General features: G+C 39.3%; 11 protein-coding genes, 1 tRNA gene and 1 pseudogene. 5 read left to right on the forward strand and 8 right to left on the reverse strand.

Features of this window, described 5'->3' with window-relative positions; genetic code table 11:
* From ACY10D_RS11300 to xerC, 3 genes are all read right to left on the reverse strand, one after another.
* Entirely contained in the window at positions 1-213 is a 213-nt protein-coding gene (locus ACY10D_RS11300; protein WP_487000828.1) for a DUF6356 family protein, read from the reverse strand.
* A 101-nt stretch (positions 214-314) separates the two neighbouring features.
* Positions 315-1,064 carry a class I SAM-dependent methyltransferase gene (locus ACY10D_RS11305; protein ID WP_487000829.1) on the reverse strand — a complete coding sequence of 250 codons (750 nt, stop codon included), beginning with the start codon at positions 1,062-1,064 and terminating at the stop codon, positions 315-317.
* Between the two features lie 12 nt (positions 1,065-1,076).
* Positions 1,077-1,958 (reverse strand): tyrosine recombinase XerC, encoded by an 882-nt coding sequence (xerC, locus tag ACY10D_RS11310; RefSeq protein ID WP_487000830.1) that lies wholly within the window; start codon positions 1,956-1,958, stop codon positions 1,077-1,079.
* A gap of 132 nt (positions 1,959-2,090) precedes the next feature.
* Between xerC and ACY10D_RS11315 the strand changes: the two genes are divergently transcribed.
* The 3 genes from ACY10D_RS11315 (at position 2,091) to ACY10D_RS11325 (ending at position 3,311) form a co-directional block, all read left to right on the forward strand.
* On the forward strand, positions 2,091-2,747 hold the full coding sequence (locus tag ACY10D_RS11315) for a thiamine diphosphokinase (protein ID WP_487000831.1): 657 nt from the start codon (positions 2,091-2,093) through the stop codon (positions 2,745-2,747).
* Positions 2,748-2,943: 196 nt separating this feature from the next.
* A complete protein-coding gene (locus ACY10D_RS11320) occupies positions 2,944-3,150 on the forward strand; it encodes a cold-shock protein (protein WP_117003029.1) in 207 nt (68 codons plus the stop codon).
* Between the two features lie 84 nt (positions 3,151-3,234).
* Positions 3,235-3,311 (forward strand) — tRNA-Pro (locus tag ACY10D_RS11325).
* Positions 3,312-3,320: 9 nt separating this feature from the next.
* Here ACY10D_RS11325 and rpiA read toward each other — a convergent pair.
* The 5 genes and pseudogenes from rpiA to sucC form a co-directional block, all read right to left on the reverse strand.
* Complete coding sequence (rpiA, locus tag ACY10D_RS11330; RefSeq protein WP_487000832.1) at positions 3,321-3,998, reverse strand: ribose-5-phosphate isomerase RpiA; 678 nt, start codon at positions 3,996-3,998, stop codon at positions 3,321-3,323.
* A 388-nt stretch (positions 3,999-4,386) separates the two neighbouring features.
* Positions 4,387-5,475 (reverse strand): tRNA epoxyqueuosine(34) reductase QueG, encoded by a 1,089-nt coding sequence (gene queG / locus ACY10D_RS11335; RefSeq protein WP_487000833.1) that lies wholly within the window; start codon positions 5,473-5,475, stop codon positions 4,387-4,389.
* On the reverse strand, positions 5,432-7,060 hold the full coding sequence (locus ACY10D_RS11340; protein ID WP_487000834.1) for an APC family permease: 1,629 nt from the start codon (positions 7,058-7,060) through the stop codon (positions 5,432-5,434). Before ACY10D_RS11340 ends, queG begins: the two co-directional genes overlap by 44 nt.
* Before the next feature lie 163 nt (positions 7,061-7,223).
* Positions 7,224-8,108 (reverse strand): succinate--CoA ligase subunit alpha, encoded by an 885-nt coding sequence (sucD, locus tag ACY10D_RS11345; RefSeq protein WP_487000835.1) that lies wholly within the window; start codon positions 8,106-8,108, stop codon positions 7,224-7,226.
* Positions 8,105-9,286, reverse strand: a pseudogene (gene sucC / locus ACY10D_RS11350) (ADP-forming succinate--CoA ligase subunit beta); the annotation flags it as partial. The pseudogene sucC and the gene sucD, both read right to left, overlap by 4 nt.
* A 182-nt stretch (positions 9,287-9,468) precedes the next feature.
* Here sucC and ACY10D_RS11355 point away from each other — a divergent pair.
* On the forward strand, positions 9,469-10,329 hold the full coding sequence (locus tag ACY10D_RS11355) for a prepilin peptidase (protein ID WP_487000836.1): 861 nt from the start codon (positions 9,469-9,471) through the stop codon (positions 10,327-10,329).
* A gap of 50 nt (positions 10,330-10,379) precedes the next feature.
* Positions 10,380-10,523, forward strand: coding sequence for a hypothetical protein (locus tag ACY10D_RS11360; protein ID WP_487000839.1), 144 nt, complete (start codon positions 10,380-10,382; stop codon positions 10,521-10,523).
* Positions 10,524-10,531: the final 8 nt, after the last annotated feature.

A 10,531-nucleotide genomic window follows, 5' to 3' on the forward strand; every position in this document is an offset into this window, starting at 1 on the left:
TTAGTCGCACTTTGAGTCTAGACGTTTTTTGAAGCGTTGCTGTAGTTTATTTAGCATGTTGCTTGCTGTTTTTTCAAACAAAAAAGGCAATATTGCATGTATGGAGCAAAAAATACCAGCTGCCATCATCAACACGCCACAGTAGAGCGCTTCTTTGGCATGTTGAAAATATCCTTCATTGATATCGTTTAAATGTTTGGTTAAATAATTCATTTAGTCCTCCTTTTAGTCTCCAGTCGTTTATGCTAAACGAGCTATGTCACACTTGTCAAAATGTTATGGCTCCTTATCAAAAAATCACATTATCAACATAGTTAGCAAGCATAAACATCAAATCGACTACTTTTACCAATCACTTGACTGGTCGGCTTTTGATGGCCAATAAAATCGCCTAAGCGCGGGCGTTTAACGACTATTTTCTTAGGGTTTAATACTTTAGCTTGTTGGAAAAGCAGCTTATTGCTTTGTTCATCAATGCCTACCAAATCATGCAATAATTGCATATTCTTTTTAACCTTAGCGCTTTTAGTGCGCTCAGGAAACATTGGGTCAAGGTAGATTACATTATATTTGCCCGCTTGATGCACATGATCAAGGTGAGTGGAGTTGGCGAAGTAAAGACTAATTCTATCGGTAATTTCCGCTAAATTTGATTCTTCTTTGGCGCGCCGTAAGCCATCTTGAAGCAGCAAAAACACATAAGGGTTTTGCTCTATTGCGTCGATAGTATGTCCTCGTGCGGCAAGCGAGAAGCTATCCTGTCCAAGACCTGCTGTCATATCTAGAATGCTGAGTATATCTTTGCCTTTCCCTTCAATTGCTTTGATTAAATCAAGTTTTGCGGTATTGGGTTTGATGCGATTTTGAATGTCATGACTATTAAAATCAACACAGAGTGTTAATAATGAATCGCTATGCTTTAGTGTGAGCACATCATCTTCATACTCAAGATAAAATAACTGTTTAGGGATGGAGCTCAATCTATTGATAGATATAGATTTAAGCATCTCTAAATCAGGTGAGATTGTCGTGTTATGTGATGTGAGATAGTTTATGGATTGCATATATTGTAATTCTTATTTTTTACGTTTAGCACGTGGATGGGTTTGGTCATAGACACTTGCCAGTTGCTGAAAATCAAGGTGTGTATAAATCTGAGTAGTTGAAATATCGCTATGTCCTAGTAGGTTTTGCACAGCGACAATATCTCTGGAAGATTCAAGTAAATGGCTAGCAAAGGCGTGCCTTAGCATATGCGGATGAATATGCTTTGGCGCGTGTTCAAGTGCAAATTTTTCAAAACGTTTTTGAATGCTGCGCGCTTGAATTGGTGTGCCTTTTAATGTGGTAAAAAGATAGTCATGGGTGCAGTTTAAACTTTGACGTATGTTTAACCATTTATTCATGGCGCTAATTGCTTTGTCACCAATTGGCACGATGCGTTCTTTGCTGCCCTTGCCAAATACGCGAATGGTTTTTTGTGAGAAATCGATTTGTTCAAAACGTAATTGGGCTAATTCACTAAGGCGCAGTCCGCTGCTGTAGATAACCTCAAGCATGGCAAGATCACGCAGCGCTAAATCATCATCGCTTTGATAGTCTAGAACTTGCTGCATTTGATCAACATCGAGTGTTTTGGGAAGCTTCTTTGGCGATTTAGGCGCTTTGATAGCATAAGAAGGATCTTCTATGATTATTTCATTGCTCAACAAATAGCGGAAAAAAGATTTAACAGCACTTAATTTGCGTTGAATGGATTTGGGGCTAATGCCTTGACTATGCAAGGTTTTAAGCCAAAGTTTGATCTCTTGTGATGAACTTTCAGAAAGTGCTTTATCTTTGCTTTGCAAAAAGACATCAAACCCATGTAAGTCACGCTGATAGGCATCGATGGTGAGATCAGAGTAATTGCGCTCAAATTTTAGGTGATGCAAAAAGTTATTAAGTTCTGAGCTCATCTAAACTTGTGCCTGCACATGGTTTTTTTGTATTTGTCATGAGTATATACTCATCGCGACAAGAAAAAACAAAAAAAACAAAAAAAACAAAAAAAACAAAAAAACAGAAAAAGCAAAAAAGCGAGTGATCCCTTGGCAAAAAAAGCAATTCTATTAATTAATGGCGAGATCGATATCGCATTTTGTGAGTCTTATATCTGTCAGCATTTAGATGATTTACCAATTTATTGTGCTGATGGGGCATTTAATCAGATTCAAGATGTCAAAAGTCTTGTTAATAAAGTACAGATGATTATTGGTGACGGTGACTCGATTGATCATGCCAAGCGCTTAAATATTCCATATCAGCAAGATGATGATCAATATTCTACCGATTTTGAGAAAGCGTTAAGCCATTTACAACAACACGGATATCATGAGTTATCTTTATTTGGGTTGGGTGGCAAGGAAATGGATCATTACCTTGGCAATATATCAACTTTGCTTAAGCATCAGCATCAACTCAAATATCAAGTGATTGATCGTTATGGTGTTTCACAGTTAATGCATCAAAACATGCATATAACCAATGCTAAAGGAAAAATGGTTTCAATTGTGCCGCTGTTTGAGCTAGTTGATTTAACATTACAAGGGTTCGCCTTTGATTTGGATCAATATACCTTACGTTTTGGCGAAGAGCTGGGTATTCGTAATCATGCGCTTCAAGATGAGCTATTTATCGACTATTCACAAGGCAGTGGCTTGCTGTTCTTGTCGCATGATCCTTATCATCGATCGCTGTCAAAATAAAATAGTTAGCATTGCGCAGATAAAATGATTTGTTTTTTATACAGTCTTGCTATACTGAGTGCGACTTTTTGGTCTTTGAGTGATTTTTGTTCTTATATGTGAGTGATTTTATCATGTTGCATATACCCACTAAGCGCATAAGAGTACATGGAGTCAGTAAAGTTTAATTTAAATATATAGTAAGAGAGTATAGGATATGTCGCAACAAACAGGTGCCGTAAAATTTTTTAATGAAACAAAAGGCTTTGGTTTTATCAAGCCAGACAATGGTGGTTCTGATCTTTTCGTTCACGTAACTGCATTAAATGGTTTACAGTCATTAGCTAATGATCAACGCGTTTCATTTGATATCGAAGATGGCCGCCGTGGTCCACAAGCAGTAAACGTTCAAATTGCTGGATAATTTATTTCATCAAGAGCGCTTCTAGAAGTGCTCTTTCATTATTTTAAAGTGTTTCATTATTATCAGAATTATCTGATTTGACCTCGGGGCGTAGCGCAGCTTGGTAGCGCGTTAGCATGGGGTGCTAAAGGTCGTGGGTTCAAATCCCGCCGTCCCGACCATTGTTATGTTTATTCAATAATATCGATTTGACCCTTGTCATTGGCTATGAGCAATATATCGGCAGGGTTAACAGCAAATAAACCATTGCAAACCACACCGATGATTTGATTGATTTGCTGTTCAAGTTTCAATGGGTTATCAATCATTAGATTATGGATATCAATAATAATATTGCCATTGTCAGTGATAACACCTTCGCGGTAAATTGGTTGACCGCCTAGCTTTACTAACTCCTTGGCAACATAGCTGCGCGCCATAGGAATAACTTCAATCGGTAATGGAAAGCGTCCTAGTTGAGGTACTAATTTGCTTTGATCAATAATACAAATAAATTTGTCACTAGCAACACGACAAATTTTTTCGCGAGTCAATGCTGCTCCCCCACCTTTGATCAGCTCTCGGTGTTTATTGGCTTCGTCAGCGCCATCAATATAAATATCAACTTTATTTGGATAGTTTAAGTCAACAACTTCAAAGCCATGTGCTTTGAGGCGCTTAGTACTTTCCTCAGAACTTGAAACAGTTAGCTCAATTTTGGACTTGATTTTGGCAAGTTCATCAATAAAAAAGTTAACCGTTGAACCAGTGCCAACACCAACGGTCATTCCTGGTTTGATATATTCAATTGCGGCAGTTGCAGCAATTTTTTTTAATTCATTTTGATCTGTTTTTTTATTGAAAAACATAAGCAGTGTGATCCATTTAATTGAGGTAGGTGGTTTATTTTGGCATATTTATGAGGGATTACAAAGGTAAAAAATAAGTCAAGGTTATAGATTATGATGATGGGTATTAACTAAAAAGAAGAGGAAACAGTAAGAAACTTTACAAGAATAAAAGACTTAACAGGATGATAATTGATCTTCAGCGAGTAAACCTGGTTAAAATATAATCTAAACTTATAGAAATGGCAAATTTCTCACAAAGATTTGGTTAAAATCCTACATATTTTGATAATTGTTTTGTCCATAATGACACACATGCAACGGATGGCGACCTTAACGGATGAAGGTAGAAATGGATAGCCCCCCGCACGGATGAATTTTAATAGGATATGGATATCCTGAAACCCACCTAAATTTTTGCCATCTGTTGCTGAATTCCCCAGTTGATATGATCTAAGAGCAAAGCATTGTTGCTATGTGTTTGTTTGGCTTTTTCAAGCAGTATAATAATCTCTTTGGAAAAAGGTGCATTACCAAGGGCAATGTAAATATTTCTAAGCCAAGCCTGATAACCAATCCGACGAATGGCAGAGCCTTCTGTTTTTTTCAAAAACGCTTGTTCTGACCATTGTGCTAAATCCATCAAACTTTGTTGGCTTAAGTGTGCGCGTGCGAGAAAATCCGACTCAGCGGTTACGGGTGCATATCTATTAATCGGGCATACCAGTTGACAGTCATCGCAGCCATAGATGCGATTACCAATTGCTTGCCGATATTGCATTGGAATCACACCTTTGTTTTCAATCGTTAAATAAGAGATGCATTTATTGGCATCAATGACTTTGTTATTAACTATGGCATTGGTAGGACATGCTTTAATGCAAGCTTGGCATTTACCGCATTGATCCGTTATAGGTAATTGTGCAAATGCACTAAAATCAAGATTAGAGTAGATGCATCCAATAAAGAAAAATGAACCATCGATGGGATGCAGAAGATTACTGTTTTTACCAATCCAGCCAAGACCAGCTTTTTCAGCTAATGGTTTTTCTAACACGGGGGCGCTATCAGTAAAAACACGTGCGCTGTGCTTGGGAAAAACACTTTGAATGAAATCACTTAGCTTACTTAGCTTCTGGCGCAATACCTTGTGATAGTCGCGACCATGCGCATAAACAGAAATAGCAGCATTTTCACTTGGTGTTGATAGCGTTTTGCGAATACCTTTGAAGCAATAAGCCTGGGGTAAATAGTTTAAACGCACAACAATGACACTTTTAGTGTCCGCAACAAGCTCGTGCGGCGTATATCGTTTACTGCCATGCTTGACCATATAGTTAAGATCAGCATGATAATCTTGTCGAAGCCATTCTTGATACTTAGGGATATACTGATCAAGTAGGCAGTCGGTAGCTGATATATCAGAAATACCTAGTGTGGTCAGTGCAAATTGTTTAATGCTGTTCCACTGTTCTAAGCTTATGCTGTTCGAGTTCAATGTTTTTAAGGCTATTTGAGATAGATTCACGAGGTAGGCTCGATTGTACTGCAATGCGATGGCAAATAATACAAATAATTAATAATGCAATCATGGCTTCAGGCAGATCAAAAACAGCTATTCCACCACCATAGTTGCCAAGATAAGATATGGTGGTTAGCAGCACTAAATAAAGCCAGAGCCAGTAAGATTGCTTGAAATTCCAATTGATCGTGATACTTTTATCCTTTTTGAATATCCGGTAAAGCATTAAGACAATAATGGCTATTGCAATCATAAAACTTGTCTTTGAGACGATATTCCAGCCACTCCAATAAACAATTAAGGTGCTAGCATAAAATGCCATAATATTCCAAATCCGGGCAAAAGGTAGTCGAAATGGTCGATGTACTTCAGGGATGCGTAGGCGCAAAGCGCTAGCACTAACAGGGCCCATAATATAGGTCAATGCAACAAGTGAAGTTAGAAAAGTTGCCATGGTTGACCAGCCAGGCAGTGGTGCAAACATCAGCATACCAATGATGAAATTAATAATAATACAATAAAGAGGGTTGCCTTTGGGCGTCAGTTTGGCAAATATTTGTGGAATATAGTTGTTTTGACTCATAGCAAAGATAGAGCGTGTGGCGCTGCCAAAATACATCAGTCCTGCAGCAAGTGGGCCAACAATAGCACCAATGTAAATCAATACCATCAACCATTTAATTTCAAGCATTTTAGCAATCATTGCAAAAGGACCAAAAGATTCATCAGTATGATCGCCTGCAAGACTAATATGCTGCCAGTTATTATGTTCAACACTGCCAGAAACGGCATAGATATAAGCTGCTTGTAGTAGTAGAAAAATAATCAGGCACGCAATAATCGAACCGATAATAGCAATGGGGATAGCTTTTTTAGGATTTTTGGTTTCACCTGCCATCTCTGCCGCAAGTTTGAACCCCGTGAAGGAAAAGGCAATACCACCTAATGATATGGCTGATAATACACCTGAGCTGCAATTGGGGGCAAAGCTTAGATGGGTGGATGTGACAGGAGTGCTTTGATGCAGATGATAAACAATCACTAATATGATAATCGCAATAATGCTTGGAACAATAATTTTGATAATCGTCAGAAAGTTATTTGCACGAATCAACCAACGTAGCGAATAAGTATTAAGGATGCTGATCAAGAGTAATAAAATCGCAGCAAATCCCAATCCACTAGCGCTTAAACCGCCACTAGAGGCGTTGATAAGTGTTGGGAAAAAAACAGCAAGATATTGGATGATGGCTTGAGCCTCCGTTGGGGCAAGCGTTAAATAGGATAACCAGATAATCCACGCGAAGATAAAGCTAACTAAAGTTCCATGGGTAATGTGTGGGATACGTGTGCTTGAGCCTGTGACGGGTATCATAGTGCAAATTTCAGCAAAGACAAAAGCGATGATCATGATTAATAGCGCACCAATAATCCATGATAGCATTGCAGCAGGTCCAGCATAACTTGCGGTTTGCGATGCGGCAAATAGCCAGCCGGAGCCTAAAATAGCGCTGACTGATGAAAATAGTAGTCCTGCGATACTTATGTTACGTGTTTTCAAATGAAGTCTCTGTTTATCATCGTGGGAAAGTACGGTAATTAAAAAGAAGGCAAATTACAAGGTAATTGCAAATTAAATATCATCTTATTTCAGTTGAAAAATTATGCTAGAGATAGCCATTGTAATGGCAGAAATTCTACCAAATGGCATATAAAGTAGATGATTAAGCCGGAACTGCCCAACCAGTAACTTGCTGAAGGACTTTACCTAATTCAGCAGGTGATTTGCTAACAGCGACACCTGCGGCTTCAAGTGCTGCAAATTTCTCAGCAGCTGTACCTTTACCACCAGAGATGATCGCACCGGCATGACCCATACGCTTACCTGCAGGCGCTGTTACACCCGCAATGTATGATACAACTGGCTTAGTAACGTGGTTTTTAATATATTCAGCAGCTTCTTCTTCAGCTGAACCACCGATCTCACCAACCATGATGATTGCTTCAGTTTGTGGGTCATTTTGGAACATTTCCAAAGCATCGATAAAGTTAGTGCCTGGAATTGGATCGCCACCGATACCGATACATGTTGATTGGCCAAAGCCTAAAGCAGTCGTTTGGTTAACTGCTTCGTATGTTAATGTACCAGAGCGTGATACGATACCAACTTTACCTGGCATATGGATGCTGCCCGGCATAATACCGATTTTACACTCACCTGGCGTAATGACGCCTGGGCAGTTTGGACCGATTAAACGTGAGCCTGAGCGCTCAACATAAACTTTAGCTTCAAGCATATCCATAACAGGAATGCCTTCAGTAATACATACGATCAATTTGATGCCAGCATCAGCCGCTTCGATGATTGAGTCTTTACAAAACGGAGCTGGTACGTAAATAACAGTTGCATCAGGTTGTACTGCATCAACGGCTTCTTGAACCGTATTGAATACTGGTAGACCTAAGTGAGTGGTGCCCCCTTTGCCTGGTGTGACGCCACCAACCATTTTTGTACCATAAGCAATTGCTTGCTCAGAGTGGAAAGTGCCTTGCTTACCAGTAAAACCTTGGCAGATAACTTTTGTATTCTTATTAACTAAAACGCTCATACGTGAGATACCTCTTTAACTGCTTCGATGATTTTCTTCGCACCATCTGTGAAACCATTAGCAGCAATAATATTTAAACCGCTTTCTTTTAATTTTTTGGCACCTAATTCAGCATTTGTACCGGCAAGACGCACAACAACTGGCACTTTAACGCCAACTTCTTCAACTGCTGCCATAATACCTTCAGCAATCATGTCACAACGCACGATGCCACCGAAGATATTCACAAATACACCTTTAACTGCTGCATCAGATAGAATGATTTTGAATGCTTCTGATACGCGCTCTTTTGTCGCACCACCGCCGACATCTAGGAAGTTTGCAGGACGTCCACCGTGAAGTTTAACGATGTCCATTGTTGCCATTGCAAGACCTGCACCATTAACCATGCAACCAATGTCACCATCTAGCGCAACGTAGTTAAGTTCCCACTCAGCAGCACGTGCTTCACGCTCATCTTCTTGCGATAAGTCACGCCATTCAGCTAACTGTGGTTGACGATATAATGCATTGCCATCAACAGCTACTTTAGCATCCAAACAATGAAGATTGCCTTCTTTAGTGATGACTAAAGGATTGATTTCTAAAAGCTCAAGATCTCTTTCTTGGAACATTTTTGCAAGACCTAAGAAAATCTTGGTGAATTGCTTGATTTGATTGCCTTCTAAGCCAAGTTTAAACGCAATTTTACGTGCTTGGTAAGGTTGCGCGCCGACGACTGGGTCAATAATTTCTTTGAAGATTTTCTCAGGTGTTTTTTCTGCAACTTCTTCAATCTCAACACCACCTTCAGTCGATGCCATAAAGATAATACGACGTGTGCTACGATCAACAACCGCGCTTAGATATAATTCTTTGGCAATATCAGTGCAGCTTTCGATAAGGATTTTGCTAACTGGCTGACCGTTTTCATCGGTTTGGAAAGTAACAAGACGTGTGCCCATCATGTTTTTCACAAAATTAGCAACATCTTCCTTGTTAGAAACAAGTTTCACGCCACCCGCTTTACCGCGACCGCCTGCATGAACCTGAGCTTTAACAACCCACATGTCACCACCAATTTTATCAACAGCAACCAATGCTTCTTCAACGCTTTCAACAGCATAACCTTTTGATACCGGTAAGCCGTATTCAGCAAAAAGCTGTTTTGCTTGATATTCATGTAAATTCATATCTTTCTCACTATTTACTTTATGGTTTGTTTAACAAAATTTTCATGTTCTGATCGACACAAAAACGAAAACACCGGCAAGTATATCCTAATATTAATGCTCGGTTAAGCATCAATTACCAAAGTTTTTGTTTTCGCTTTTTTTAATGAGTATATACTCATAGGAAATCTGTTTTTTTGAATGTGATTATGGAATTTTTAAACGAGATAGCGCCTATTATTATCATTGCGGCAACCATTATTGCTATTTGTGTTGGTAGTTTTTTAAATGTGGTCATTGCGCGCCTACCTGAAATACTAGATAAGCAATACAAAGATCAAGCCTATGATATTCTTGATATCTCGCCACCTGATATAAAAGGGGGAGGGTCTGAAAATATTCGTCGCAGGTCAGCTTGTCCGACGTGTCACCAGCCGCTGAAGCCATGGCACAATATTCCTCTTATAAGCTTTATCTTTTTGCGCGGAAAATGTAGTTTTTGCCATAGTAAAATATCTTTGCTCTATCCAAGTGTGGAATTCATTAGTGGTCTGTTGGTGTTTCTCACGCTGTACTATTTTGGCATAACACCTGCGGCATTGTTGTTATGCTTGATGTATTTCTTTTTAATTCCGCTCGCAGCGATTGATCTTAAACATTTTATGTTGCCTGATAATCTAACCTTGCCTTTGCTTTGGCTTGGGCTATTAATAAATTGCGCGTTTGTTTTTAGCTCGCCAGTGCAAGCAATATTGGGCGCGGTCCTTGGTTGTGGCATATTGTGGATAGCATTCTGGTTGTTTAAGCTGATTACCAAGAAAGAAGGGATGGGCTATGGTGATTTTAAGTTAATGGCAGCACTTGGCGCTTGGTTTGGTGCACCAAGCTTGCTGTTTTTGATATTCACCAGTGCGGTGATCGGTATTGTGTTTGCCATTATCACAAGCTTAATAAAACGGCAAGGAGCCTCGATGATACCTTTTGGTCCCTCCATCGCACTTGCTGGGATATTGTATCCTTTTATCGGTCAAACGCTCACTCATGCATATTTCCAAATGCTATTAAAGTAAAAGAGATTTTCAATAAAACTGGGTTATCCCGGGCAAAATTCGCCAAACTGATTGATGTAAAGTTACCAGTTCTAAGAAATTGGGAACAAGGGCGTAGAGAGCCTACTGAACCTGCTAAAGCTTTGCTAAAATGTGAATCAAGGTTTAAATTATGCACAGTATTTTTGTGCCAGCAACTCAAATGCTGCACATAGCCTTCCAA

Source organism: Cysteiniphilum sp. (assembly GCF_057495195.1).

Excerpts from the sequence above, each read along its gene's own strand:
- rpiA (WP_487000832.1), bottom strand. The coding sequence starts at position 3,998 with ATGTTTTTCAATAAAAAAACAGATCAAAATGAATTAAAAAAAATTGCT.
- xerC (WP_487000830.1), bottom strand. The coding sequence starts at position 1,958 with ATGAGCTCAGAACTTAATAACTTTTTGCATCACCTAAAATTTGAGCGC.
- ACY10D_RS11300 (WP_487000828.1), bottom strand. The coding sequence starts at position 213 with ATGAATTATTTAACCAAACATTTAAACGATATCAATGAAGGATATTTT.
- ACY10D_RS11320 (WP_117003029.1), top strand. The coding sequence starts at position 2,944 with ATGTCGCAACAAACAGGTGCCGTAAAATTTTTTAATGAAACAAAAGGC.
- ACY10D_RS11355 (WP_487000836.1), top strand. The coding sequence starts at position 9,469 with ATGGAATTTTTAAACGAGATAGCGCCTATTATTATCATTGCGGCAACC.
- ACY10D_RS11305 (WP_487000829.1), bottom strand. The coding sequence starts at position 1,064 with ATGCAATCCATAAACTATCTCACATCACATAACACGACAATCTCACCT.
- sucD (WP_487000835.1), bottom strand. The coding sequence starts at position 8,108 with ATGAGCGTTTTAGTTAATAAGAATACAAAAGTTATCTGCCAAGGTTTT.